Annotated in this window: 25 protein-coding genes and 4 pseudogenes; 5 read left to right on the top strand and 24 right to left on the bottom strand. The window is 59.3% G+C overall.

Annotated elements, in window-relative coordinates:
• Positions 1-36: 36 nt before the first annotated feature.
• The 10 genes and pseudogenes from EOA78_RS22605 to EOA78_RS37175 all read right to left on the bottom strand — a co-directional run bounded on the left by EOA78_RS22605 (position 37) and on the right by EOA78_RS37175 (position 7888).
• Positions 37-1576 (bottom strand): annotated as a pseudogene (locus EOA78_RS22605) (ABC-F family ATP-binding cassette domain-containing protein).
• Between the two features lie 232 nt (positions 1577-1808).
• Positions 1809-2585, bottom strand: coding sequence for an alpha/beta hydrolase (locus EOA78_RS22600; RefSeq protein WP_127317045.1), 777 nt, complete (start codon positions 2583-2585; stop codon positions 1809-1811).
• A gap of 28 nt (positions 2586-2613) precedes the next feature.
• A complete protein-coding gene (locus EOA78_RS22595) occupies positions 2614-3513 on the bottom strand; it encodes an oxidoreductase (protein ID WP_127317044.1) in 900 nt (299 codons plus the stop codon).
• A gap of 58 nt (positions 3514-3571) precedes the next feature.
• Complete coding sequence (locus EOA78_RS22590; protein WP_127317043.1) at positions 3572-4087, bottom strand: cytochrome P460 family protein; 516 nt, start codon at positions 4085-4087, stop codon at positions 3572-3574.
• Positions 4088-4106: 19 nt separating this feature from the next.
• Entirely contained in the window at positions 4107-5138 is a 1032-nt protein-coding gene (locus tag EOA78_RS22585; protein WP_127317042.1) for an alpha/beta hydrolase, read from the bottom strand.
• A 42-nt stretch (positions 5139-5180) separates the two neighbouring features.
• Positions 5181-5597 carry an organic hydroperoxide resistance protein gene (locus EOA78_RS22580; RefSeq protein WP_127317041.1) on the bottom strand — a complete coding sequence of 139 codons (417 nt, stop codon included), beginning with the start codon at positions 5595-5597 and terminating at the stop codon, positions 5181-5183.
• A gap of 27 nt (positions 5598-5624) precedes the next feature.
• Positions 5625-6899, bottom strand: a complete 1275-nt coding sequence (locus EOA78_RS22575) for an epoxide hydrolase (RefSeq protein WP_127317040.1) — start codon at positions 6897-6899, stop codon at positions 5625-5627.
• Between the two features lie 142 nt (positions 6900-7041).
• On the bottom strand, positions 7042-7188 hold the full coding sequence (locus EOA78_RS37185) for a zinc-binding dehydrogenase (protein WP_245477655.1): 147 nt from the start codon (positions 7186-7188) through the stop codon (positions 7042-7044).
• 170 nt (positions 7189-7358) lie between these two features.
• Positions 7359-7511 (bottom strand): annotated as a pseudogene (locus EOA78_RS37180) (zinc-binding dehydrogenase); the annotation flags it as partial.
• Positions 7512-7540: 29 nt separating this feature from the next.
• Positions 7541-7888, bottom strand: a complete 348-nt coding sequence (locus EOA78_RS37175; protein WP_245477660.1) for an alcohol dehydrogenase catalytic domain-containing protein — start codon at positions 7886-7888, stop codon at positions 7541-7543.
• Between the two features lie 202 nt (positions 7889-8090).
• Here EOA78_RS37175 and EOA78_RS37170 point away from each other — a divergent pair, with 202 nt between their 5' ends.
• The 3 genes from EOA78_RS37170 to EOA78_RS37755 all read left to right on the top strand — a co-directional run bounded on the left by EOA78_RS37170 (position 8091) and on the right by EOA78_RS37755 (position 10931).
• Positions 8091-8360, top strand: a complete 270-nt coding sequence (locus EOA78_RS37170) for a hypothetical protein (RefSeq protein WP_245477653.1) — start codon at positions 8091-8093, stop codon at positions 8358-8360.
• Between the two features lie 1605 nt (positions 8361-9965).
• Positions 9966-10502 carry a hypothetical protein gene (locus EOA78_RS22560; RefSeq protein WP_126043593.1) on the top strand — a complete coding sequence of 179 codons (537 nt, stop codon included), beginning with the start codon at positions 9966-9968 and terminating at the stop codon, positions 10500-10502.
• A 297-nt stretch (positions 10503-10799) separates the two neighbouring features.
• Entirely contained in the window at positions 10800-10931 is a 132-nt protein-coding gene (locus EOA78_RS37755) for a hypothetical protein (protein WP_268929511.1), read from the top strand.
• A gap of 563 nt (positions 10932-11494) precedes the next feature.
• Here the strand turns inward: EOA78_RS37755 and EOA78_RS22555 are convergent.
• From EOA78_RS22555 to EOA78_RS22515, 8 genes and pseudogenes are all read right to left on the bottom strand, one after another.
• Complete coding sequence (locus EOA78_RS22555; RefSeq protein ID WP_091595756.1) at positions 11495-12595, bottom strand: DUF4238 domain-containing protein; 1101 nt, start codon at positions 12593-12595, stop codon at positions 11495-11497.
• A gap of 411 nt (positions 12596-13006) precedes the next feature.
• Positions 13007-13140 (bottom strand): annotated as a pseudogene (locus EOA78_RS22545) (IS5/IS1182 family transposase); the annotation flags it as partial.
• 246 nt (positions 13141-13386) lie between these two features.
• Entirely contained in the window at positions 13387-14148 is a 762-nt protein-coding gene (locus EOA78_RS22540; RefSeq protein ID WP_127317039.1) for a hypothetical protein, read from the bottom strand.
• 2 nt (positions 14149-14150) lie between these two features.
• The gene (locus EOA78_RS22535) at positions 14151-14378 is read right to left on the bottom strand and encodes a hypothetical protein (protein WP_091595762.1); all 228 of its coding nucleotides are present in this window, start codon (positions 14376-14378) and stop codon (positions 14151-14153) included.
• Positions 14371-15303 (bottom strand): cupin-like domain-containing protein, encoded by a 933-nt coding sequence (locus EOA78_RS22530; protein WP_126092613.1) that lies wholly within the window; start codon positions 15301-15303, stop codon positions 14371-14373. Before EOA78_RS22530 ends, EOA78_RS22535 begins: the two co-directional genes overlap by 8 nt.
• 2 nt (positions 15304-15305) lie before the next feature.
• A complete protein-coding gene (locus EOA78_RS22525) occupies positions 15306-16334 on the bottom strand; it encodes a hypothetical protein (protein WP_091595766.1) in 1029 nt (342 codons plus the stop codon).
• A gap of 457 nt (positions 16335-16791) precedes the next feature.
• Complete coding sequence (locus EOA78_RS22520; protein WP_091595768.1) at positions 16792-17352, bottom strand: hypothetical protein; 561 nt, start codon at positions 17350-17352, stop codon at positions 16792-16794.
• 883 nt (positions 17353-18235) lie between these two features.
• Positions 18236-18430, bottom strand: a pseudogene (locus tag EOA78_RS22515) (transposase); the annotation flags it as partial.
• Positions 18431-18939: 509 nt separating this feature from the next.
• Here EOA78_RS22515 and EOA78_RS36115 point away from each other — a divergent pair.
• Positions 18940-19233 carry a hypothetical protein gene (locus tag EOA78_RS36115; RefSeq protein ID WP_164783880.1) on the top strand — a complete coding sequence of 98 codons (294 nt, stop codon included), beginning with the start codon at positions 18940-18942 and terminating at the stop codon, positions 19231-19233.
• 442 nt (positions 19234-19675) lie between these two features.
• On the opposite strand, the gene EOA78_RS36110 is transcribed toward EOA78_RS36115, so the two are convergent.
• Positions 19676-19813 carry a hypothetical protein gene (locus EOA78_RS36110; RefSeq protein ID WP_164746654.1) on the bottom strand — a complete coding sequence of 46 codons (138 nt, stop codon included), beginning with the start codon at positions 19811-19813 and terminating at the stop codon, positions 19676-19678.
• Between the two features lie 256 nt (positions 19814-20069).
• Here EOA78_RS36110 and EOA78_RS22505 point away from each other — a divergent pair, with 256 nt between their 5' ends.
• Positions 20070-20324: an AlpA family phage regulatory protein gene (locus EOA78_RS22505; protein ID WP_091595894.1), complete on the top strand. Its 255-nt coding sequence runs from the start codon at positions 20070-20072 to the stop codon at positions 20322-20324.
• Here the strand turns inward: EOA78_RS22505 and EOA78_RS22500 are convergent.
• From EOA78_RS22500 to EOA78_RS22480, 5 genes are all read right to left on the bottom strand, one after another.
• A complete protein-coding gene (locus EOA78_RS22500) occupies positions 20305-21558 on the bottom strand; it encodes a site-specific integrase (RefSeq protein ID WP_091595769.1) in 1254 nt (417 codons plus the stop codon). The genes EOA78_RS22505 and EOA78_RS22500 overlap by 20 nt on opposite strands.
• Positions 21559-21875: 317 nt before the next feature.
• Positions 21876-23438 carry a glutamine-hydrolyzing GMP synthase gene (gene guaA, locus EOA78_RS22495; protein ID WP_127317038.1) on the bottom strand — a complete coding sequence of 521 codons (1563 nt, stop codon included), beginning with the start codon at positions 23436-23438 and terminating at the stop codon, positions 21876-21878.
• A gap of 55 nt (positions 23439-23493) precedes the next feature.
• The gene (locus EOA78_RS22490) at positions 23494-24159 is read right to left on the bottom strand and encodes a 5'-methylthioadenosine/S-adenosylhomocysteine nucleosidase (protein WP_127317052.1); all 666 of its coding nucleotides are present in this window, start codon (positions 24157-24159) and stop codon (positions 23494-23496) included.
• 4 nt (positions 24160-24163) lie between these two features.
• Positions 24164-24622 carry a PaaI family thioesterase gene (locus EOA78_RS22485; RefSeq protein ID WP_029348345.1) on the bottom strand — a complete coding sequence of 153 codons (459 nt, stop codon included), beginning with the start codon at positions 24620-24622 and terminating at the stop codon, positions 24164-24166.
• Positions 24623-24720: 98 nt separating this feature from the next.
• Positions 24721-26010 (bottom strand): RsmB/NOP family class I SAM-dependent RNA methyltransferase, encoded by a 1290-nt coding sequence (locus tag EOA78_RS22480; RefSeq protein WP_127317037.1) that lies wholly within the window; start codon positions 26008-26010, stop codon positions 24721-24723.
• Positions 26011-26180 lie beyond the last annotated feature (170 nt).

The following is a 26180-nucleotide window of genomic DNA, read 5'->3' as shown; positions in this document are numbered from 1 at the left end:
GTCCCGAAAGCGATCGCGCCGTAAACTGCCCAGCGCCTATTTGACGGGTGAAATTACCAGGCGTTGGTCGATGCCGATGTTGGTCAGAAACCGCTCATCGTGACGGACCACGACCAGCGCGCCATCGAGCCGTCAGCGCAGCTTCGATTGCGTCGATCGATTCCAGGTCCAGATGATTGGTTGGCTCGTCGAGAATGAGCAGTTGCGGTGGCTGCCGCCGCTTAGTTCACCGACTTTTTGATGGGCCGCGTCCGCCCTGAAAAGAAATCCCGCGAGCGCTGCCCGGCACGCATTGTCGCTCGAACCCGGGTTGGGAAGTATGAAATTCTCAAGAACCGACAGTTGCTTGTCGAGTATGGTGACGCTCTGATCCAGCATCCCCGAACGGACGTGGACCGATACCGCCCCACTGATGGGCTCGATTTGGCCGTGGATAAGCTTCAGCAGCGTCGTCTTGCCCGAGCCATCCCGTCCCAACACGGCCAGACGCCTCGGCCCGACCATCGTGTAGGAGAGCGCATGTAATGGGCCGCTCGGCGCTGTAGCCTGCATAGACATTCTTCAGCGTCAGCAAAGTACGGTTTTCAGCCAGCCCGGTTGGCGGCAGAACGATAGAAAGCATCTGCTGAGCTTCAACGCAAGCGCGGGCCGAAGTCGCAGCCTCCCGAGCTTGCACGCGCAGCCGCTCCGCCAGCCTGGCGCCCTCGCCGCCACTGGTCTCGGCCCGGTCCTTGCGGGCGCCAGCGAGAATTCGCGGCATGTCGCGTTGTGAACCCTTGCGCTTCCCGGTAGCATCGCGGCGGGATTTCCGCTCCGCCGCCATTTGTGATCGGCGATTGACTTGCGCCACCCTTCTTTCGGCCTGCGCCAGGTCCTGCTGCGCGGTCGCCAGCTCGACAGCCTTTCGTTCGCGGTAATGAGACCAGTTTCCGCCGTAGCGTGCCATCCCGAGCGAAGTCAGTTCGATGATTGCGTCCATCTCCTCCAGAATGTCACGGTCGTGACTCACGACAATCGCGCCCCTGCGCCAGCTTGAGTGGATCGCGTGCACCGCCTGCCTTCCAACGTCATCCAGGTTATTCGTAGGCTCGTCCAGCAACAAAAAGTCGGGCTCCTGGAAAACTGCCGCCGCCAGGCTGGCTCGGGTACGCTGGCCACCGGAAAGCTTGACCAGGCGGGTTTCAGGCGGTGTGTCCAAGCCGACGCGCGCCAACGCGCCGGCCAAACGTTCCTCGATCGTCCAATCTGTTTCCGCGAGTTCCTCGATACTCGCTTTCCCGGTTTCAGCACGGCGCAGCATCGCCAGGGTATCCGTGGCTCCGAACAAATCCGCGACCATCGCATGGTCCGCGATCTGGACCATTTGCTTCATGAGCCCTACGGTGCCGTTAATAGGTAGGTCACCGGAGATCGGCTGAATTTCATTCGAAATGAGTCTCAGCAACGTAGTCTTGCCGACGCCGTTTCTACCCACGAGCCCGGCCCGCTCGGGGCCAAAGCTGATACTCGCGTCGGAAAGCATGAGACGCCCTTCGGGCGTCGCCGCGCTAAGGCGGGACAATGTAATTGATGGCATCTGCGAAGACCCCGGAATGCTGTCGAGAAAGCGTTGCGCACAGTCCGCCGGACCGAGCGACATGGTTGCAATGTCAACGCTTGTTCACACGCGCGGGGTCTCCGCATCCGTTCCGCTGACGGTCCAGGCCGAACTCACGAGCGGCCTGTAACATTGCTTTGCTACGCCAGGAATCACGGGCGTATTCGAAGGCGCTACCGGGTTCTGGTGGTTCGCTGCGAGAAGCCCAGCTTCACGGCGCAATCTCGCCAGCGGCTTGCTCGATCAACTCCGCCACGGCTGAGGGATGCGACACCATCACAACGTGGGAGGCGCCTTTGACGGTGACGGCTTTGCGCGCATGGGCGCGCTCAGCCATGAACTCAGCGACCCGTGGCGGAATGTTCTTGTCGGCGTCGCCGTAGATGAACCAACTGGGTATGGCTTTCCAGGCCGCATTGGCCTGAGCTTCGTTCAGTGCTGCTTCGGTGATCGGACGCTGCGTCGCGGCCATCAGCCTCGCTTGGCCGGCCGGAACATCGGCAGCAAACTGGTCGTGAAACTTGTCCTGCTGGATGTAGAGATCCGAGCCGCCTGCGGACAATGCGACCGGCTTGGCGAGCGTCGGGCCAAGCGAACTGCCAGGATACTTGCCGGACAGTTCCGCGGCAGTTTCGCCGACCTCCGGTGCGAAGGCGGCAACGTAGACCAGCGCCTTCACATTCTCCTGGCCGGCAGCGGCCTCGCTGATTACCGAGCCTCCGTAAGAATGGCCGACGAGGACGACAGGCGACCCTATGCTGGAAATGAGGGCGGCGATGTAGTCGCCATCATTCTTGACGCCACGCAGGGGATTGGCGGCGGCCACGACAGGGTAGCCGTCTTTCTCGAGGATGCCGACGACGCCGTTCCAGCTCGATGCATCGGCAAACGCGCCGTGCACCAGGACGACAGTGGGCCTTCCGGATTGCGCCTGTGCGCTGCCCAAAATGGCGGCAATGATGGCCAGTGCGGCAAGCAAGGTTTTCATTTTGTGATCCTTTCGTTTTGGATGGAAATTAGTGGGTGGAGTTCAGCGCGAGGAACGGCGACGACGCAGGCTGCGAGCCCGGCCGGTCGTCCGTTCCATCGCGAGGAAAGTCGGTGGAAGCACTCAGCTCGCGCCAGCGTTCCAGCTCTTCCAGCCGCCGGAGGTCTGCCTCGATCAAGATCTTCAGCGCATCGCTGCCGAGAGGCAAACGGAACGGCGGTTCATCCATGGAAGCAACGGCCAGGATCGCCTGCGCCGCCCGATGTGGATCGCCAGGTTGCCGTCCGTGATATTCTCGCTGCATGCGCGCCGTCTCGCCGACCACTCGGTCGTACTCGGCACTCCCTTCCTCCAGCTTAGTGGATAAACCAGCAAAATCCGTGCGGAACCCGCCGGGTTCAATGACCGTAACCTTCACGCCAATGAGGGCCATCTCGCGCGCCAGGGATTCGGAAAACCCCTCGACCGCCCATTTCGCCGCCGAGTAAGGCGCTCGCCCCGGAGCACCGACGCGGCCGCCGATGGATGAAAACTGGATGATGTGGCCGCTGCGCTGCTCGCGCATGATCGGTATGGCGGCCTTGGACACAATGATGGTGCCGAACAGGTTTGTCTCGATCTGCCTGCGAAAATCCTCCAGCTCTGTGTCTTCGATCGAATTGACGTTGCCGTAGCCGGCATTGTCGACGACGACGTCGAGCCCGCCGAATGCGTCGACCGCCAATTGCACGGCTGCCTGGGCAGCGACGGGATCTGTCACATCGAGGCGAGCAATCCTGACTGCTTCGCCGTACCGATCCGCAAGGTCCGGCAGATGCCCGGGATCGCGGGCAGTCGCTATGAGGCGATGTCCTGCAGCGAGGACTGTATTCGCCAAGGCTCGGCCAATGCCTCGCGAAGCTCCGGTTATGAACCATCTCTGTGACATGGCCTTTTCCTGTCCTTTCGGCTGCCGTGCGCCTTAGCTGTTCTGTCCGCGCATTTTGTTAGGGTGCGTAGCGTGTGAAGACGTAGTCGTGATTCTGAACGCGAGCTTCATGGCAGGCGAAACAAGTCTCGTGCTGCGCCAGATCGGCAGGCTTGCCGTCTATGAATCGGCCAAACCCCCAACCGCCGCTCGAAGCGTACCGTTTCGAATCCTTGACCATCACCTGCACCGTCGTAGCCGTGCCTGGCACGGAGGCGGATTCGAACTCGGCTGACTCGGTGCGTTTCCAGGCAAGTTTCACAAGGACGCTGCCGTCCGGGAAAGGCAGCGTGCCCTTCTTGTAGGCGTCCAGCGCGACGGCATTTCCGACGACGGCACGAAGCTCGTTCAGTGGGTCGCCTTCCAGCGCCGGCGCGATGAGCTCCCAGCCGCGGTATCCATCCGGCAAGGTCACGCCGTAGATCGGCGACGCCCGCGACGTCTCCTGGGCGCCGGCCCGGTCAATCGCCACGCATGTGATCGCAAGTGCCGCGGACAAGGCGGCGACGGCTGCAATCGCCAGATAGCGGTTCATCTTTCTCTCTCCCTTGCGCTTAGAAGCTGTCGACGTCGACAATGGCCTTGGCGAATGCCTCCGGTGCTTCCTGCGGCAGGTCGTGGCCAATGCCGCCCGACACAAGCCGGTGTTCGTACTTGCTGGAGAACTTGCCTTTGTAATTGGCCGGATCGGGATGAGGCGCGCCATTGGCGTCGCCCTCGAGCGTGATGGTTGGAACGCCAATCATAGGTCCCTTGGCGAGCTTTTCCTCCATCTCGTCATAACGACGCTCGCCGTCGGCAAGGCCGAGCCGCCAGCGGTAATTGTGGATGACGATGTCGACGTGATCCGGATTGCGGAAGGCCGCGGCGCTCCTCACGAAGGTCGCGTCGTCGAAATTCCAGCGCGGCGAGGCTAGCCTCCAGATCAGCTTGGCGAACTCATCGGTGTTTTTCGCATATCCCGCGCGACCCCGATCGGTGGCGAAGTAGAACTGGTACCACCATTGCAGTTCAGCCTGCGGCGGAAGCGGCGCCTTGTTGGCCGCCTGGCTGCCGATCAGGTAGCCGCTGACCGAAACCATGGCCTTGCAACGCTCCGGCCAGAGAGCCGCAACGACATTAGCGGTGCGCGCGCCCCAGTCGTAGCCGCCGAGGATCGCCTTCTCGATGCCCAGCGCGTCCATGAAGTCGACGAGATCGACGCCGAGCGCGGCTTGCTGGCCGTTGCGGAATGTGGCTTCCGAAAGGAAGCGGGTCGTCCCGTATCCGCGAAGATGCGGAACAAGGACGCGGTAGCCGGCGTCGGCAAGCAGAGACGCGACATCGACGTAGCTGTGTATGTCGTAAGGCCAGCCGTGCAGCAGAATGACTGCGGGTCCGTCCGCGGGACCTTGTTCTGCATAACCGACGCTGATCAGGCCGGCATTCACCTGCTTCAGGGCTGCGAACGAGGTTTTGGACGATGCGCCTTGCGATCTTGCCGGCCGCGCCGCCGCCAGCTGCGCCATCGCCACGGCTGCGGCTCCCACTGCCAGGAGGCGACGGCGATCAAGGTCGACGAATTCGGGGTTGGTTCCGGTCTGCATTGGTAGCTCCAGTTCGGATAAGGAATCTGACGAGGGCGCGCGCTACGCGAGATTGATCGCCACCTCGATGTTGCCGCGCGTCGCTTTCGAGTAGGGGCAGGTCTGATGCGCGGCGTCGACGATCGCCCGCGCCACGCTAGGATCCAGGCCGGGAAGGCTCACATTGAGGCGCGCGCTGAGGAAGAAGCCGTCCTCGCCGGAGTTCAGGTCGACTTCCGCGTCGAAAGCAGTCTCAGCGGGCAAAGCCACCTGCATCTTGCGCGCGGCGATGGCCATGGCGCCTTCGAAACAGGCCGACCAGCCAGCCGCGAAGAGCTGTTCAGGATTAGTGCCTTCACCGGGACCGCCAGGCGTGGAAAGTCTGACGTCAAGTCTGCCGTCGGAGCTACGGGCGGAGCCATCACGGCCACCGGTGGTGTGGACCTTGCCGGTGTAGAGCCGCTTCGGTTGTGTTGTCATCATCAGCATCCTTTTCATGACATTCGGTTAGCGCAGCGATCTGAAGGCTGCTCGTACTTCGCGTGCGAAGATTTCCGGCTGTTCCCACGCGGCGAAGTGGCCGCCGTTCTCCGCCTTGTTGAAGTAAGTGAGATTGCGGTAGCAGCGTTCGGCCCAGCTGCGCGGCGCGCAGTAGATTTCACCGGGGAACACTGTGACGGCGACGGGCAGCGACGGAATGTCGACCGCATTGAAGTTGTTGGAATGATCTTCCCAGTAAATTCGCGCGGCAGATGCGCCTGATGCAGTTAACCAATAGAGCGAGATGTCGTCGAGCATCTCGTCCCTGGTCAGCACGTGCTCCGGCTGCCCGTCGCTGTAAGTCCACTGAGCGAACTTTTCGTAGATCCACGCTGCAAGCCCAACCGGCGAATCGACGAGCGAATAGCCAATGGTCTGAGGCCGCGTGACCATCATCGCCGCATAGCCGGAACTGTCCCTGTAAAACCTATCGAGAGCGTCGAAAGCCTTCTTTTCATCGCCGGGAAGGTCTTTCGGCGCCGGCCCGCCGGCCGCCAGGATCGACGCGATCTCGCTGGGGACGGTGCCCGGCATGTTGACGTGGATGCCGATAAGCCCCGGCACGTTCTGCAGCGCCATTCGATGCGATATCACCGAGCCGCAATCGCCGCCCTGCGAGACATAGCGATCATAGCCCAGCCGCTGCATCAGAAGCGCCCACGCTCTACCGATCCGGTCAGAGCCCCACCCCGTCCCGGTTGGCTTTGCCGAGAACCCGAAGCCGGGGATCGACGGCACGACCAGGTGGAAGGCGTCGTCAGCGGCGCCACCATAGGCGGTCGGGTCGGTAAGGGGACCCAGGACCTTGAGGAACTCCAGAATCGAGCCGGGCCAGCCATGCGTCATGATCATCGGCAACGCGTCGGCATGGGGCGAACGAATATGGATGAAGTGAATGTCGACCCCGTCGATCTCGGTGACGAACATCGGCAGTCTGTTGAGGTCAGCCTCTATCGGCCGCCAGTCGTAGTCGGTCCTCCAGTATTCGACCAACTCGCGAAGCCGCGCAGCTTGAACGCCCTGCGACTGGTCCCTGACGGTCTCGCTGTCCGGCCAGCGCGTCGCTGCCAGGCGCTGACGAAGATCAGCGATCGCTGCTTCCGGAACAGCAATGTGGAAGGGCCTGACAGCTGTGCTTGCAGCCGCAGCGGCTATGCTCGACGGCAATATTGCAATGGCTCCAGCAGCTGCTGAGATGGCGAGCAGGTGGCGTCTCGTAAGCGTAGGCGACATTGTGGACATAGATCGTTCTCTCGCGTCAGAAGGCTCTTCTGTCTCAAGGTAGACACGACCCGGCCGAATGGCTGCTATACACAGATATGGTTCGCTAGCACTTGTGGCTCACCACAGCGTGGCCGAACCTGCTGATCAGCCGGGTCGGGTGTCATGGGATCAGCAGCAGCTTGCCCGTCGTCCGGCGGCTCTCCATGTCGGCATAGGCTTTTGCCGCATCCGCGAGCTTGTATTCGCTACCGATCCGGACGCTGAGCCCGCCGTCCATGATCCAGTCGAAAAGCTGCTCCGAATGCATCGCAGCAGCTCAGGCGTATGGATATGGTCGGAAAAGACCGCGTATCCGAGCTTGATGCTCTTCGGCAATTGCATGATGTCGCGCGGTCCAGGGTCGCCGAGAACCGGGCTGTACCGACAGAAGGTACCGGAGCGGCGAAGCGCATCGAGCGAACCCCTGAAGGTCGTTGGACCGGAGCCATCATAGACGACATCCACGCCCTCGCCGCCAGTCAGGCGCTGCACCTCTTCGGCGAACTTTCCTTCGGCATCGACGATGACTTGTTCGGCGCCGGCCTGCTTCGCAACCGCCACCTTGTCCTCCGATGAGACGCGGCCGATCACGCGGCGGCCCCTTAGCCTGATAATCTGCGTCAGCAAAGCAGGCCGAGCCCGCCGGCGGCCGCGTGGACGAGGGCAACGTCTCCGGGCTGCACCGGGTAAAAATCGGTGGCGAAGTGGCTAGCGGTCAGCCCTTGCATCATGACGGAAGCAGCAGTTCGATCGTGGACTGCATCGGGCAGCTTCACCAGCGAGGCTGCCGGGATCGAAACGCGCTCCGCGTAACTTCCCGGCGCATAGACCCAAGCGACGCGATCGCCAACGTGGAAATCGCGTACCCCTTCTCCGACTTCAAGCACGCGGCCCGCACCTTCGACGCCAAGAACCTTCGGGTTAGGCGTTTCAGTCCACGCCATGCCCAGGCGCACACCTATGTCCATGAAATTGACTCCGGCGACCGCGACCTCGACGAGGACACTTCCCGGCGTCACGGCTGGCCCAGGGCGATCGACAAGCTTCATCACGCCGGTGTCGCCGACCCGTTCATCACCACGGCTTTCATTTCGGCCTCCTTTTATTTGACTGATTAGTCCAGAATGAGGAGCAAAAAGACGATTGAGGTCAGCGCAAGGCGCGTAGCGCGTGTCGCGCGAGGCTGTTCAGCGCTTTTCGGTCGGCGCCGCCGCACGCGGCGACTCGGATTCCCGCTATGCACGCGACCAGGAAATCAGCGATCTCACCTGGGTCGCCGTCATCGCAAACGCTCCCTTCCGCCTGCGCCTCCCGGACCGCCTTCGAAATATTGGCTCGCAGCCCGCGCGCGGAGGCGTCCTGAATCTTGGCTACTTCGGGTTTGCTGCGGCCAATGGCTGCACAAAGCTGATTGACGAACCGGAGGACAATCGAACTTAAGAGCGGGCATAACTCGCCCTTCCCCGCTCATGGATTGAGTCAATGCACCTGAGTCCTGGGACATAGCGAATCTAGATTGGCCAAGCTAAGCGTAGCTGACCATTAATAATTGATATTAAACAATTTTGGTGGGCCCGGAGGATGTGCCGGGACCGTTGATTTCATTGGCTTTCTCGTGGGCCAAAATCAGAAATCTTCCCGTATCGCTCCGTATGGTTCCGCGCCTAAGCAAAGGACGCTGCACAAGATGGGGCTTCATGCAGGTCTGAGCCCCCGACCACTGTGGCGAGCGAGCAATCTTGGGTGAGATGAGCAATGCTGGCCGCAAGCTCCATAGGTCCACCTAGGTGTTCAAGCACCTGGCGGGCAAGCGACTCCGACTCCTCCTTGGAAAGAGGCGGTACGTCGATGACGCTCAGACGGTCTCCAGAAAAGGAATAGCTGCTTGCCTGGGCCCGGATATGCTCAACTCCATATCGTCGGAAGACAATGAGCAATTTTACACGACCCACGTTGGCCGCGGCGTAATTGAACAATGGCTGGAGACTTGTCGCTGTCATGAGCATCATCGACGACGAGGAGCAGGTCACCGGAACCAAGCTCTTCTAGAGACACCTTGGTGATCTCCATTGTCGGTGAGACAAGCCTGATCCTAGTCGCAGACTGATCGGCGGCGATTTGGTCCAGAATGGCTTGGAGCTCGAGATTTGCCGCCGCCGCCAGACCCCGTTACCAGCGTCACGCCAACGTCCGGATTCTTGTGTGCTTCCAAGGCTTCAGCAAGGGGAGCTTCTCTGCCGACCAGCTGCCAAGTATGGGTGAACAAGGTTTCCTTGCGTGCGAGAGCCGCAAAGAATTCCTGAGCCGTTTCCCACGGACTTGTGGGAGAGACGCCGAGAAGGCTATTGTCGATGTAGTTATCAGCATCCCAAAGGCTTCGGGTCGTTCCTAATATTCGGTTCAATCCGCTCAATGACGGGCTCGAACGCGGCATTAGCGACTTCGATGAGCACAGATCGATCAGCCCCGGCGACTGGCAGGGACGCAATGATGGCATTGGGATCCATGAGAGGATGATCCTTTTGGAGTGGCGTTTGGGACATCAGCCTGCGGTCGCCATGCCGACGGTGGTTCTTAGTGTGGTGGCCAATCGAGCCCAGGCGCTACCCTATGCTTACATGCGCACAGGCAGGATACGTGAGAATTTCGCAGATGCGGTCCAAAGCAGATGGGGCAGCACCTGCGGGCAGTCCGTCATCCAGGTCCTGCAAGGTGGGAGCTGAGTTGCTTACCTCAGCAGTGCCGCTCGCCCGCGCTATGGCCGGCAGTTCTAAGCTTTAGAGGAATAATGCGGGGCCGTTTTCGGATGAAAACGCCGATTGCCAAACGCCGCACCGGCTGGAATTTTTCGCGCTCAGCCTCTCCGTAAGCCGTAAAAGCGCGGAAAATTACGTGTCGCTGAATTTTCCGCGCTTTTGGATTCACGAGCGGGAATTTTCCGCGCTTTTAAACTGATCGGAGCTATTTAAATCGCTTGAGAATCCATCCGTTGCTACAATATCAAAGAGCGCACGGGGCAGACCGACACCAACTGGAGGCAAAGCAATGGAAGAGATTCAGAAGCGCCGCGTCGGCCGCCCAATTGGCAGCGGCGTCAAGAACAACGATCAGGCCCTTGCCAAGGTCGCAAGTATCTTGCTGGATAATCCTTCCATGAAGGCGACTTCAGCCATGAGGCGGGTCCTCAATGATATGTCCAGCTCGCGGAGGGAGACAGACGTTACCTTGATCCGTCGATGGCAGGGGCGCTGGAAGCTGAACAGACAGAAATTCATGAACGAAGCGGCGGCAACGAGAGCTGCAAGGACGGCGAGAGCGCCCTCGCGCACGACGTCATCGATCTCCGACTCGGCTAGCGAGTACCTTATGCGGAAAGCCAAAGAGACGGCGAGTATGTACAATTTTTCGGAAGCATCTGCTCTCCAAAAGGCCGCGGCTGGATACCTCGATACGCCCCTCAGGAAAGAGGTACATGGTGTTTTAGACTCACTGGCGCTGAGGACGGCGCTGGGTCTTCACGAATCGTCCATTCAGCGAGAATTGCGGCGCATGACGGATTCCACTGTCATGGAACGATGCTGAAAGCCTTGGAGGAGCAGGATCGCTTCCTTGCCGAGCTGAAAAAATGGGGTTGAGGCTACAAAAACTGCCCAATAACGGCAATTGACGCCAAGGCAGCGCGCGACCGGTTCGCGAAGGACAGATTTCGGCCCCAGCCGGGACTGAAACGACGCATTTTGTAGGTATAATTTTCTAAGATGGCGCTTTTGCAATTGACGCCTGCAAGGGTGCCTCATGCTTGCGCCGTAAAACGCAACACGAGCGCAGACGGTTCAGTCTGTCGTTTGAACCTGGAATCTGGTGAAGGCAACCGAACCAATGGACAAGATCACAATCGACTTCTGGGGCTTTGCAATAACGGCCGAAGGGTTTTACGGCGTCTTGGCCGCGTCGGGGCTGGTGATGGCCATTGTCATTGTGTTGAAGGTCGGGAGGCGTCGGGGTACCTAAGGCTGCTTCTCGGCAAGACGGAGGGCATCGATGTGCGAAGCCAGTATGACATTGTTAAAGATTGGGCACTCCTATCCGACGACGAGGCGATGGAAGCCGAGATCGAAGGCACGGCAAGGACGCTACCACGTCGGTCGCCTAGTGTCCCTTGGAAGTGTCTGGCAATCGTGAAGATGCCGAATATCGATTCTGGTTCGATCTGTTTTTGAGACTTTCCAGAAAGGACGACGTCGGGTGGGCTTAGCCCGTAGGAGACTAACCTAACCAATCTGTCCCAGTTCGCATGGGACGCCACTCCCGCAAACGATAGCGGCTGCTCTTCGTGCTTCACACGCTAAGCTGTAAAGTCAAAGCCGACGCCGTACCTCCGTTCTATGACCCACTCGGGGACCAGCATCCCGCCATCGGCCAACGCGTTGCCTTTGCGATTGGCAAAAGGATTGGCGGAAAGGGCCATGAACGAGGATGACGACACCCTCTTCTTGGTCTTCGATGAAACCGAACAACCCGAAAACGCCGCCAGGTGAGAATGATGGCGAAGCGCCAGAATAGCATTGGTCTCCTTAGCCTCGAACCTTCCGCCAAGGCGGACTACCCCAAAGACTTGACGTCGCAGTCCTCCGACGGCGGAAGCCTGCGCCCGTATCGTTGGTGAAGACGAAACGATTGTTTCGAAACTTCAGGAACGAGGGCCACGTTGGCGGAACCGGCCTGACAGTTCTCACGTGGATAAGCACGTCGTCATGCTCCCGAGCGTCGGGGGCATCTACGACTGCGTAGTGAGTATGAGTTTCGGTTCTGCCGTCGGCTACCGCCATAACCACGTCAAACCGACTCGGGGGTCGCAGATGCGCAACTGAGATCGCTATAGCTTGCACATCATCCCCAGAGCTACGCTCGCCAAAGTACAGATTTGCCGCGCAGTTCAGTACCTGCTGGTGGTTGCACGCAAGAATGTCCGCCGTATTTGACACATCGATCCAGCCACCGACGTGCTCGGCTTGATAGACGTCGCCATCCAGGAGAACAGCCAACAGCGTTGGCGAAAGCGGCAGGAAGAGAAGCGCACCTGCGCTGGAGATTCCAAAAGATCTGTGCTGCGCATGCCTGTGCTGTTGATGCCAGCGGTTGGCGAGAGCAGCAGGGTCATCTGATGTGAGAAACGGCACCGAGGTAAGGTTGCGAACAACCCGCACCTTTAGATCGTCTACGACGCTCATCGTTTTGGCGTAGTGATGCATCGCCGAGATCACCGCACTTTTGACGGCCTCCTTGAAAGACGGTTGTTCGAAGTCCGCACCTTTGACTGACGTGGCAGCGAAAGCAAACTCCGCGGATCGACGCGCGGCGGCTTCTGTGCGGACATGCTGCAGGTAGGCGAAACGCCTGAGGATTGTGGCATGAAGATCCTTGATGACCGCACGTGGCTTGAGCAACGACGAAACGCAGTCGCCATAGTGTCCCTCGACGGTCTGGATTGCGGTTTCGAGCCTTGGGTCCTGCCCGTAGAAGTAATCCCTGGAACACTGATTCTTCACCGGGGCATCGAAGAATGATTGGTTGCGATCAAGGTTAAACAGGTGAATGGCTTTGCCTTCGGCACACACGCTGAAGGGCGATAGATGTACCCGGGGAACAAAGTGCTGGTTCTTGTTCTCCGCCATGCAATTGAGCGATCCGCCATTCCGGCACTGCCGTGGGGGCGCTCAAACACCCGCGCCAAGCCGTTGCTATCACACAGAGCTTCCAGCGGGAATGTACGTCTCAGGCCCGCCCTTCCTGGCACTCAATCGAAGAGACGTGACGAACGCCGTCGCAGGGTGGCGTTCGTTTCACGAAGCGTCAGACTTGGATGCGGCCGACGCGCTGTCCCGGGAGGACGGCTCCAAAGGAGACGGCGTGCAGGGCTGGCTTGTCCCCAACACGGGAGCGCAGCGAAGGAGCGGGCAGGAACGGGACAAGACGGCCGCGCCGGCTAGACCCGAGTAACCTTCCGATACCATGCCAAGGCGTCCGAAGGCCGGCGAAAAAGAATAGCGGTCGATCCTCGCTCAGGGCGAACCAGTAGTTCCGCTGAACATGAAGTCGGCGCGCGAGAAAGTGCCATCCGTGCGGTTTTATCGAACACGGGGATATGCTGCGCGATCTCCCGTTCCTTGACCAACCAGGCGAGGTTCGCTGCCGATCCGTAGGCGCTGTCGGCGGCCAGATGCGTCGGCTTCTGGGCCGCAAGCGGACTATTTGTTTTCGGGTTGGCCGGTCTAGAAACGGACTAACACGTCCAGCATAGCGCGGACCGCTTGGCGCCAACAGCCGTCCTGAGAACTGTCCGGTTGACTCCCCGCGGTTCGCAAGCGAATTTTCATCCAGGAGGTCGACAGATCTAACGGCGCGGGTCAACGGCGAAGGCGACCTGAATAAGAGCGTGCCTGCCAACACGATCCCCACGGAGCAATCACCGATCCCTAACTAGGGACGTCGCAAACCCTCCAGCCCTCTGGCTACCCAATTCGCGCTCTGTGTATGCGGTGAACTGTAGCAATCTCTGCCAAAAGAGTTCTTCAACCCGAGTCGAGGCAAATTCTTTGGACAGTTCTCCGATGCGTCTTGCAGTGTAGCGGATGTGGCTACACTCGTCGCCACTTAACTTGCATAGCGTTCGACCCAGCATGTCTAGGTTACGGTGCGGGCAATATGCCTCGAGCACGGGCTCCAACAACTTCTGGTGAATGCGGGTCCTCACCTCACCGAGGTTCACCTGAATCAAATAGTCGAGCACCCTCCAGGTTTCGAGGCTAGCGGCCTCGACCTGGCTGTGCTGCATGGGGGGAAACTGGGTCTCAACGGCCCCGCGCACATTATCTGGCAATGCGTCTGGAAATACCAGATCGGCGAGACGAAGGTACATTCGGCAATGACCTGCCTCATCCTCGACATGCTGGCTCAGATCGTCAACAAGCCCGGCACTTGTGCAAGCGTTGGCAATCTTCGCTAAGTCGCGGGAACCCTCGCCCTCTTTGATCGCATTCGAGACAAGCGACTGCAGCACCCATACCGGGTTCTCAATATGCGACCTAAAACTGTTGCCGTAGTCGGCGAGGAAGTATGGCGGCACGTGACGTGCAACAGCGCCGCCAAACAGCCGAAGGTAGTCGCGCGTTGCTATGTCGCCTTGTTCGTCAAGGGCAGTTTCAACAAAACGCGCGACGTAGTCCATTGTCATTTTTCAACTTCGAGCGGGCCATTGCAAGCGATAAAAGGGGCCATGCCGTCCTTGAAGGGTGAACTGCTGATACCGATTATCCCTGCGTTGATGGCAATGTTGTCGACCTTCAGGGTTGTCCCATCGACATAACCGGAAATGCGTATGCCTTTACCTCCAGCGAGGGACCTGAGGGCCTTAGCTTGATCTTCACTCAGTTCGAAGGAAAGCGGTGCTTCAGACATAGTCGAAAACTCCTTTGCCATAGAATTCACTGAACGCCGTTATAATTGCAAATCTTGCGATGGGAGACAATTGCAAAAGGACACGCTTCAAAGCAGAAGCGCCGCCAAACTCTTCAAGGTCAGCCAAGAATGTCCTAGTATCCGCCACAACGATTGCAGGACGCTCCCAACGCTCTTGCCCAACGCTGTAAATGATCTCTGCCAAGTGGTTATCGAACCACCAACGCGACACCGAAATGCTAACTGAGAGGGATTGGACGTAATGCCAGTAACTGGGAGGGATATGCAGGAGGTCGCATGGACCGACGATTGCATGACGTAACGACGGCACGCGTTGCCAGACATTGGGGTCCGTCGGCGAGGCATCGCAATGGTGCCCTCGCACTGTGGCGCCGTCCGTGAGCGCGAAGGTATCCCGTGGGTGGCAGACTGCAACATATTTCCACCCAAACAACTGAATGAAGTAATTATGGTTCGTGACGTAGTCGTTGTGGTTATCTTGATGAAAGGTTTGCACCGTTCCTGGCGGACCGATCCATATGTTGTCGAAGTATGCCGGCTCGCGTGATCGAGGTGAAACAGGCAATCGATGCGCGATGTCGACGAAGGACGCGTCACTCTGCCTGAGATAAAATTCAGTTGTGTCGAGACCAGCGAGATAATCGCCCAATCTCTGTTGCGCCCGGAGGTTCCGCCATCGTTCCTTATGCTCGAGCGTGACCAAGCGCGTCCCATGCCGTGCCGCGATACGCTGGGGTGTGAGGAGGGCAGCAAGTTCATCCAGAGCGGAAACGTCTCGCGACACCCAGGGAGTTTCCATCAGCTCTGCTGCGCACTTCATTCCGATGATGGGGATGCAACCTATTTCCCGAAATCTCACATCGGGACAAACGTATGACAAGTCTGGAGGAGCCGTCTGCAACATCCTCAGCCTCCAAGGGCAGCAACATATCCGCTTGGCAACTGGTCAGCATCGAACGCGGTCCAAGGGATATGATAGTGCACTCGGCTAAGATCCGACTGCCCATTTGCTTGCCATCGTTCCCGATGGGCTGCCAAGGTGCCGGCAAATTCGAGGCCCAGATCACCGAACACGACTATGTCGCGGCCGTGATAAAGCGCGCCCGAGCGGCGCTCGCTATCGATGAGACCGAAAGAGTAGTGTGTGAGGTCGAATGTACGCTCGACGCCTAGGTTCACAGCGCGGAAATTCGGTTCAGCGCCAAAAAGGTAGCTCCGGAATGCCAAAGAATCCAAAACAGGGTGACCAAAGCCTCGGCCCTTTTCAATATGCAAGAAGGACTTCGGTCGCGGATCAATAAGCTTTTCAAGCGGGATGTACCATGTGTCCTCATCTGCAATGGAACCGGTTGTAGGGACGGACACGGACATCCTAGCGCCGACCGTGAGTAGTCCTTTCTCGGTTGCTAGGAAGATCGTAAAGCAGTCCCCGCCACCCGGAATCGCTACAGGCATAGCGAGCATGCCTCCCGGCACCCGCAACGCCTCGCGAAGCAGTCGCGGGATGCCACGAAACGCAGAAGTGGCTATTATGACGTCGAAGAGACCCAGCTCGGGTAGTCGATCGACCCAATCACCTAATTGCACGCGCACACCAGAAGTGCCGATGAGGGCGCGCTGTGATTGATCGAAGAGGTCGGGAATAATCTCGCAACCAAATATCAGTGGGACGTCTCCTTCCCTGCCGGCTAGCAAGGAGAGTACTGACACCAGATAACCAGTTCCTGTTCCAATTTCGTATATGCGCTTCCCCCTCAGATCGCCGAGTTCTCTGATTATCCACCTAAGAAACGTTCGATCCGATATTGCTGAGAGAGTTGTCCCATCTGCGTCTGAGAACGTTCGAATAGGACCATCAAAACGCTCATGCCCCCTCGGGGCAAATCGCGCTATGTCCACCCCCGCGAAAGCGGCGTTGATGTCAGTATCGCCCATGGCACTAGGTTTAGCTAATTGATCTTACCTTAAGCTAATAGAGAGCGTCAGTTCGCACCGCGATGCAAGCACTTTTGCCAATACTAGTCTCCAGCTATCCATTTCAGTTGAACCCACATTCCATGCCTGTTCATGGCGCGACCGCGACGGCGCGCGTTGTCAACCGAAATGTCTGCTTCCGGGCAGAGGTAAAGTTCGCCTCTATGGCCGACACGAGGCGCAAAAGCTGCCAGGCGGCGTTGGGCCGTTGCAGGTTGGCAGTTTTAAGGCACAAATAGTCGGAAACGAACGTTGAGGCACCCCGCTAGGCATAGTCGTGACCTGACCCAAAGCTACCGTTTCGGCCAACACGGAAAAGCCCTCCAAAAGGGCCTCGCACTCAGTTCGCCATAGGCCGATTGCAGTGCGACGAATAGATCGCTTGCTGCGCTCAAACCCGGCTACAGCGAGAAATTCGCTACTGGTGCGGCATCGTGATGCCGGCCGCGGTCGGCGGCAGCGTGGTCGGTGCCTGCCAATTAACGTCGACTTTGCCCGACGCGGTCAGCCCTTGCGGGAGAAAGGCGGCCTGATCGAGCCTAACGACAAGGACGTAGTCACGGCGCTGTCCTGTCGGTGTGATCTGGATCGACCCCTTCTGTCCCAGCGTTGTAGGGATCTTGCCCTTGGTCAGTTCCAACTTGAACCACAGGGGGACCGTACCTGAAAACACCGGCGTGACGACATGGGCGAGCATGTAGATCGGCTGCGTGAGCCGCACATGGTAGGTTGTGCTGTCGCCATTGGGCGTATCAAGCGATGTCGACCCCGTCGCCGACTTCGCGCCCAAGGTAACCAGCGCGCCGCCGATTGGAATGGTGCCGCTTATCTTGCAGAACTCTACTTTGCCGCCGACCACTAAGCCGGCAAGGCCAAGTGTATTTTGAATGCGAAAAGCGAGGCCGTCATTCTCATTCCAGCTGTGATCGATATGATCGACGTGGAGCGCGCCGTAGAAAGCTTCGTTGAATGCCGGCACAACCTCGAAACCAATGCGACCTGGAAGCGGCCAAGGGCAATCGGTCCAAGTTCGAGCGATATAGCCCGAGTAGCCGTACGATTGATCGTGATCGTGCGATCGTTAAATCCAAGATTGTTGAATGCCTCGATCGTGTCTTCGATTGGCCTTCCGTGACGTCGAACTGGACATCCTGGCCTGCGCGCCCGCGGTACGGTGCCGCCATTCTTGAAGTGACCAGTGTAGCGCTCGCGGGGAAATAGGAAGCCATCGCTGCCGATTTAGTATTTCTGAAGGTCGGATTATAGTCTTTGCAGGCCATCTCGCTCAGAATAATTCGCGGCGGAGGGCACGTAGCAAAGATGGGTTCGCAAGCTCGATCAACGGCATCTTCTCTGTCGAAACGCCAACAGTGACGCGCAGTAGAACCGCGAAGGCGTGACGAACGAGATCGAGAGAGTGATCGTCGGCCCAATAGTCGCTGGACGGTCTCTTGCGCGTTCTCGCCCAAGTTGGTGGCACGCCATGAGCGATGTCATTCCTGATCGCAAATGCAAGACTGGCCGCATTGGACCATGTCTGAAGAAGGGTGCGCTCGTCTCCCGCTGGCAGCGGTTGACGCGAATGTTTCAAGCATCCCGATCAAATCAGAGATCATCTTCGCGTCGGTCTCGGGTCGAATGCCCTTTGGATTGACGCCCTTGAGCTTCCACAACGCCGCTCCAGGTGATGTTCGATGCTGGCGGCGAAGATGATGATCGGCGCAATGCGCTGGCCAACCAGCGGCTTCAACCCAAGCCGCTCTTCGAGGGTATCGGCCCTTCCATAGGTCATTCGCGATCTCGCGACACCTTGCCCGGACGGGGCGGACCATACATTTTTGCGGCAGCATCCTTCAAGATCCATTGTCGAGCATCCGCTCCGCCGGCAGCTTCTTGAGCCGCGCGTTCTCGTCCTCCAGCGCCGTCAGGGGACGGGCGTCGGACAATTCCATCCCGCCAAACTTCGCCTTGAACTTATAGAAGGTCGCTGCCGAAATGCCGTGCTTGCGGCAAAAGTCCGCCGTATTCGCACCGAGAATGTCTCGGGGCTTGAAGATCGATCAATCGAACCAACGTTGTGGATAGGTGGCAGAGCGGTCGATTGCGCATCCCTGATAAGGAGGTGGACCTTCATCGGTCTCGTGGGTTCGAACCCCGCCCTGAATTAGAAAAGCCCGCTCCTGGATTCAGTCGAGCGGGCCCTTAAAGGCTATTTTGTTTTCGGCTATGGTCCGCGGGTCACTTCGATGTCGACCGTCCGGATGGGCCCATTTCCCTTGCGTTTTGGCCCTTCGACATTCTGCTGTTTGAAGACATTGGAAACATCATTTCCGTTTGACCCTCAACCCGCTTGCGGCCAAGCTTTTGTGGCGAAACAGCCGGCTGTCTTCCTACTTCCGGAAGATCTATCATCCCCCAGGCGTTCGACGGGCGTCTTCTAAATCTGGACTTTAGGAACTTGCTTTGAGCGCGGGCCGACCTCACCCTCGGATGCAGCCTCTCTCAGCATCGGTGCCGTTGGTGGATCAAGGCAAACCAAAACGCCAATCTCTGCGCTCTCCAGTTTGTGGATGGCGTCGACGCCAACGTGCAGTCCACCTTTTCGGACACAACCAGTTCGCCGGAAACCAAACTCCTTGGCGCTCTTCTGAATGAGGCCAAAACTGCTTCATGTCTGTCAAACCGGCGCTATTTCTTTTTTTTCACCCTTTGCGTAAGAGCGGATCCCGCGACCGATTTGACTGCCTTTGAGGAGCTGTTAGAACGAAGCAACTTGGATGCCGTCGAAGCAACTTTCTTGCTCGTAGTCTCATTGGGTTTCTTCGCCATTGGTTTTCCCCGCGCGGTTGAGTCGGAGTAATACGCATTGTGATGCGTCTGCAATCAACTGCCGGAGAGCACTGTCCCCAACTTTCATTTTCCAACACTCGGTCCGGTTCCGCAAACAACCAAGCGGAGCAGGAACTATGCTCGCCTTCATTGCCTTTCACCTTTTGTCGGTCGGCATCGGCTGTTCTGCCGTCCTCCGTGATCAGCCACGCTAAGGCACGCAGGAATTCGAAATATGCGAGCACATCTTCGATGAAGATGTTGGCGATGCAACGTTTCTCATCACAGTATTTGACAAGGTAGCCGTTGCGACCGCCGAGCCTGCTGCCGTTTAACCAAAGACCAAGTCTCGCTGTCCATGTCGGCAATCTCTCATGATTGGTGAGATCGGCGACGGCGTAACTGCGAAGCCGGCGGCGCTTCGCGTCCTCGGCTGTGAGCGTGATCTCGCGGCGCTTCGCCTCCGCCGCGATCTAGCCGCGCCGGCCGATTAACGCGTCAATTGGCGCAAGGTCATTGTCAGCGCGCAGCTTGAGATATTCGAGCATCGAGAAGCCTGCAGCAAGGATCGCCTGTCGGACCTTATGCAGCGCCTGCTCGATGGATCCCATTGGTGGTGCGGTCCTGACATAATCCGCAGTGAAATGCCCTTGAGTCTTCACGTCAGTAGGCGAGGATACGTGGTCGCAATTGAGGGCTGTACGAAACCTCGAAAAGTTGCGCGATTGTTGGCCAGTAAGGCAATCCATCCCGGTCACGCAAATGGTCAAACGGCAGCAGTCTTCCGAGGTCGATAAATTCAAGGGCATCGAAATTGGGCAGCCGGATCCACTTCTGGTTCTACCACACATCGCGTCGCGTCGAGTAGTGCGAACTGTTCGCCGGTCGCAGCTGCGAGAAATCGTTCCCCTGTCTGATACGACCGTCTATGAGATGGAACAGCGTGGCGAGTTCCCACGACGCTTCAATCTCACCGCCCGCTGTGTTGTTTGGGACTTGGCAGAAGTCGAAGCGTGGATCGAGGAGCGGCGGAATGCGTCATCTGTCGGAAAAATCAAGACCAAGCCTGCGCCTGACGTAAGACTACGAAAGGCAAGACCCGTCAAATCGGATCAAGGATAACCGCTGCCTCTGCAGGCGGCTGGAGTCTGGGCGTGTGCTTTTTGCCTGCCGCCCACGCATCGACCATGTCCGCCCATTCCTGCAGCATATGACGACGCTGCGGCTCATATTCAGCTCTGTTGTAGACACCTCGAGAGGACCGCCTGTCGTCGTGGGCAAGGCATTTCTCAATCCAGTCGCGATTAAATCCGATCTCGTTCAGGAGTGTTGAGCCGGTGCGCCGAAGGTCGTGCACTGTGAAAGGCGCGAGCGGAAAGTCTTGCTGCTTTGCCCGCTCGACAATCGCCGCGGTTACCCGATTGAACGTCGCGCGCGACATGGGCTCATCGGCATCGTAGCGGGACGGCAGCACATATCGGGAGTTCGCCGCACAAGTCTTGAGCGCGATCATGATATCGAGGGATTGCTGTGACAGGTAGACGTTATGCGGCTTCTTCCGCTTCATTCGCTCTTTTGGGATGCTCCAGACGGCGTTCTCGAAATCGACCTCGTCCCAAGTCGCCTCGAGTAGTTCACTCTTTCGGACCATCGTGAGCAGGATGAACTTTAGGCCGACCCGAATCGTCGGCAGCGTCGGCACGTTTTCCAACTCTTTCAGCATTATCCGGATTTCTGCAGGCGACAGAGCGCGGTCTTTCGCCTCGAACGTGGCAATTGAGGCTGGTCCCACCTCGTCCGCAGGGTTGGCGATCTTCTCGCCGTGCAGAATGGCGTAGCTATAGATCTGCTTCACGACATCGCGGATATGGACGGCGGTTGCCGGCGCACCACGATCCCTCACCTTTGCGCAGAGCGCCCGCAAGTCGTCAGGTGTTATTTCGGTTAGGAGTCTTTTTTCCCAAATCGGCAAAATGTCGCGATCGAAAATAGCCTTGCGCATCGAGCGGGTGCTATCCGCCATCTTCGCTTCCTTTAACCAGCGCTTGCCTTGATCCCCGAAGCTCGCCGTGCCTGACAGGCGACGCTTCTCGCGCTGCTTTTCTTGCGCCGGCGACTTTCCGGCTGCCACCATTTTTCGCGCGGCAAGGCAGCGGTCGCGTGCCTCTGCCAGCGTGAGACCTCCGTTCCCATATCGGCCCAGCGTCACAGTCTCTCTCCGACCATTGGTCCGGTAGTCGTACCGAAACGCAATCTGCCCAGTCGGAGACACCGCAGCGTACATACCGTCACGGTCGGCAACTTTGTACATTTTGTCTTTCGGTTTCAGCCGCTTAAGGGCAATATCTGTTAACATAATGACAGAGGATCGGATCACAACTCGGGTTTCTCGGCCGCCAATTTTACCGTCATTAATTTTACCGTCAACTGTTAGGAACGATCATTGTATTTCAATGCTTTGATGGGCAAGAAGTGAGTGCGCTTGCAATCGGCGGGACGACGGTATTGCATGGCAGGAAAGAGAACGCTGAAACGCATGCCGTCAAATTTACCGCCAAATGATTCCGCTTCCAGGCGATAGATGGCGATAGATGCAGTAAGGAAAACACACTTATTTCAGAGGCTTATACAACTCTGATCGATACTTACCGAAAGCTAGCTAATGATGCACCTTTATTCCCACTCGATTGTGCCGGGCGGCTTGCTCGTCACGTCGTAGACGACGCGGTTGATGCCGCGCACTTCGTTGATGATGCGGGTGGCGGCGGCACCGAGGAACGCCATGTCGTAGTGGTAGAAATCCGCCGTCATGCCGTCGACCGAGGTGACGGCGCGTAGCGCGCAGACGAATTCATAGGTGCGGCCATCGCCCATCACACCAACGGTCTGCACCGGCAGCAGCACGGCGAAGGCCTGCCAGATGGCGTCGTAGAGGCCGGCCTTGCGGATCTCGTCGAGATAGATGGCGTCGGCCTCGCGCAGGATCTCCAGCTTTTCGCGGCTGATGCCGCCCGGGCAGCGGATGGCAAGACCAGGGCCGGGAAACGGATGCCGGCCGATGAAGCTGTCGGGCAGGCCGAGTTCCTTGCCGAGCGCCCTCACCTCGTCCTTGAACAGTTCGCGCAGCGGCTCGACCAGTTGCATATTCATGCGCTCGGGCAGGCCGCCGACATTGTGGTGCGACTTGATCGTCACCGACGGGCCGCCGGTGAAGGAAACGCTTTCGATGACGTCGGGATAGAGCGTGCCCTGCGCCAGGAAATCGGCGCCGCCAAGTTTCTCGGCCTCTTCCTCGAACACCTCGATGAACAGCCGGCCGATGGTCTTGCGCTTCTTTTCCGGGTCCGACTCGCCCTCGAGCGCGCCGATAAAACGGTCCGAGGCGTCGACCAGGATGAGCGGCAGATTGTAGTGCTGGCGAAACATCTCCACCACGCCTGATGCCTCGTCCTTGCGCATCAGCCCGTGGTCGACAAGGATGCAGGTGAGCTGGTCGCCGACCGCCTCATGGATCAGCAGCGCGGCGACCGAGGAATCGACGCCGCCCGAAAGCGCACAGATGACCCTGCCCTTGCCGACCTGCTTGCGGATCGTCTCAACCGCGTGCTCGCGGTAGGCGCGCATCGTCCAGTCGCCCTCGATGCCGGCGATCTTGTGGACAAAGTTTTGCAGCAGCCGGGCGCCGTCCGGCGTGTGCACCACTTCGGGGTGGAACATGATGCCGTACATCTTGCGCTCGACATTGCCGAAAATGGCGAAGGGCGAGCCTTCCGATTTTCCGAACACCTCAAATCCCTTGGGCAGGGAGATGACGCGATCGCCATGGCTCATCCACACTTGGTGGCGCTGGCCGGGCGCCCACAGGCCCTCGAACAGCGGGCTGTCCTTCTGGATCTCGACGAAGGCACGGCCGAATTCGCGGTGGTCGGAGCTTTCGGCGACGCCGCCCATCTGCACGCACATGGCCATCTGGCCATAGCAGATGCCGAGCACCGGCACGCCGGCGTCGAAGACGATCTGCGGCGCGCGCGGGCTGCCGATATCGCCGGTCGAGGCCGGGCCGCCGGACAGGATCACCGCCTTCGGACTGATGCGCTTGAACGCCGCTTCGGCCGACTGGAACGGCACGATCTCGGAAAAGACGCCGGCCTCGCGGATGCGCCTGGCGATGAGCTGCGTGAACTGGCTGCCGAAATCGACAATCAGGACGGTGTCGGGATGATTGGCTATCTTCATGGCGAGCGTTTAGAGAAAGAAACGAGTCGGCGCAATGGGTTGCGAGGTGACTCCCTCAATCCGATTCCGCGTCTTCATGCGGTGATCCAAATTGCAGCGCGCCGGACCCGATCGCCTGTTCTAGCCGCATGACGGCATCCGCCAGCTTCTCGTCGATGATGTGGAGATACTCCTTCCAGTCGCCGACATGTCTGAGATCGGCAGCCCCGTCGGAAATGCCGCGCAGGCCGACGAGCGGCACGCCGAACAATTGGCAGGCTCGCAGGCAGGCGAAGGTCTCCATGTCGACCATATTCTCCGCAATCGCATCATAAGCGCTGCCGGAAATGATGGCTGCGCCGGTCGACAGCGTCGCCTCCCTTATATCAGGAATCCTGAACGGCAGCGGCACGGTCACCGGCAGGTCGAGAAACGGCGTCGCACCCTTCTCGAAACCCAATGGCGAGGCGTCGATGTCGCGGTAGGCGACCGAAACGGCCTGGTAGATTTCCGTCTGTTCCAGTGTCCGGCTGCCCGCCGAACCGAGCGACACGACGAGGTCCGGCAGCGCCTTTTCAGACTTCAGCCATGACAGTTCCGCGCCCAGCCTGACGCCCGCCTCGACCGGTCCAACGCCGGTCATGACAGGCGTGAACAGCCGCTGCAGATGCGGACCGTATTCGGCCTGCGCCGCCATCGCGAAGAGCACGTCCCTACCCGCAATTCTGACGGCCTTGCGCATCGGATCAGCCTTCAATGCCATCGCGACCCACCACGGTCATCATCGTTCCGGTCATGGTGGCGATCAGCTTGGCCTCGCCGTCGACGGCGAAGGCATAGGCCTGGCCGTCTGCGACGATGATGGTGCGGCCGGGCTTCGTCACCGAGCCGCGGAACAGGAAGCGTTCGCCCCGGCCCGGCGCCAGCAGATTGACCTTGAACTCAATAGTGAGCACGCCCGAATTCTCGGGCATCAGCGAGAAAGCCGCATAGCCGCAGGCCGAGTCGAGCGCCGTCGAAATGACCCCGGCATGAAGGAAGCCATGCTGCTGGGTCAGCGCCGTCGAATAGGGCATCTCGATCTCGATGATGCCGGGCGTCACCAGCGTCAGCTCGGCGCCGATGGTTGTCATGGCGTTCTGGCGCGCGAAGGACGTCCTGACGCGATCCTCGTAGTCGGGGGCTGGTACGATCTTTGCTGCCATGGGCTTGTCACGCTCCTGTCAGAAAAGCTTATTGCAGAGGCAGGAGCGACAGGCAATCGCTATTGCTGCACTGCAGCAATCAGGTCCGCCGGCATGGTTCAGCCGTCCTTGCGCAGCGCACAGACATAAAACCCATCGGTACCGCTCAGCGCCGGCGACAGCGAAATGCCGCCTGCGGCGCCGATACGCGCAGCCGTCTCGTGGCCCGGAAAGTGGCTGTCCCAGAGCTGGCGGTGATCGACCGGGACAAAGCCGCCGTTACGGTCCCGGAAAGCAGCGACCTGCTTGCCATTCTCCTCGTCGAACACCGAGCAGGTGATGTAGACCAGCAGCCCGCCCGGTTTGACGAAGGCTTTGGCCGCATCGAGGATCGCCGATTGCTCGCCCTTGCGTGCATCGAGCTGCTTCTGCGTCAGCCGCCATTTGGCATCGGGCCGGCGCCGCCATGTGCCGCTGCCGGTGCAGGGCGCGTCGACCAGGACGAGATCCATGTGGCCCGAAAGGGTACTGAGCTCGGCCGACTTGGTGACGATTTGCACGTTGCGGTTTTCCGAGCGCCGGATGCGGTCGAAGATCGGCGCCAACCGCGCCTTTTCGGCATCATGGGCAAACACCTGGCCGCGATTATCCATCGCCGCCGACAGTGCCAGCGTCTTGCCGCCGGCTCCGGCGCAAAAGTCGAGGACCTGCATCCCCGCCTCCGCGCCAGTCAGCGTGGCGGCGATCTGCGAGCCTTCGTCCTGAACTTCGAACCAGCCTTTCTGGAAGGCGGGTTCCGCTTGCACGTTCGGGTGCCTGCCGTCGCCCGCGATCGGCGGGATGCGGATGCCGTGCGGTGCGATCCGTGCAGCCCTGGCGCCGGTCTCGGCAAGCTCGGCGAGCACCTTGCCGCGGTCGGCCCGCAGCGTGTTGACCCTGAGGTCCAGCGGTGGGCGGGTCGCTAACGCCGCACCTTCGTCGACCCAGCTGGCGCCGAAGGCCTGCTCGAAAAGCGGTTCGCACCAATCCGGAATATCAGCCCGTACCGCCGACGGCGCAGCGTCGAGCCGACGATCGGTGACGGCCCTCAGTTCACCATCGTTCAATAGCGGCGGCGCAAACTTGTCGCCGTCGAGCGCTTCGTTCAGCGACTGCGCCGTCTGGTTCCATTCAAGCAGCAGCGCGCCAAAACCGATGGCGCGCGGCGTATCTTCGCCCAGCAAAAAGCCGGCCGAGCGCTTCCGGCGCAGCGCGTCATAGACGATGTTGCCGATCGCGGCGCGATCGCCGCCGCCGGCGAAGCGGTGCGACAGGCCCCAATCCTTCAGCGCATCGGCCACCGGCCGGTGCCGCCGGCCGATATCCTCCAGCACTTCGATGGCCGCTGCCAGCCGTCCGCCCAGTCGCATCTTGTTATTCCGGTACTCAGCAAATTATTTCCCTGCTCTAAAGCGCCCGACTGGCGCACACAAGCGGGAGAGTCCCGGATACCAGATCGAAGCAGCCCTGTTGGCATCCGCGGCTCCAGTCGGCGCAATGCTCGTCCTTTCAAACTTTTGAAGTTGCGATAGTCTTCCAC

Source organism: Mesorhizobium sp. M5C.F.Cr.IN.023.01.1.1 (assembly GCF_003997585.1).
GTDB classification, from domain to species: Bacteria; Pseudomonadota; Alphaproteobacteria; order Rhizobiales; family Rhizobiaceae; genus Mesorhizobium; species Mesorhizobium wenxiniae.
This window is presented reverse-complemented; position numbering and strand designations above follow the sequence as displayed.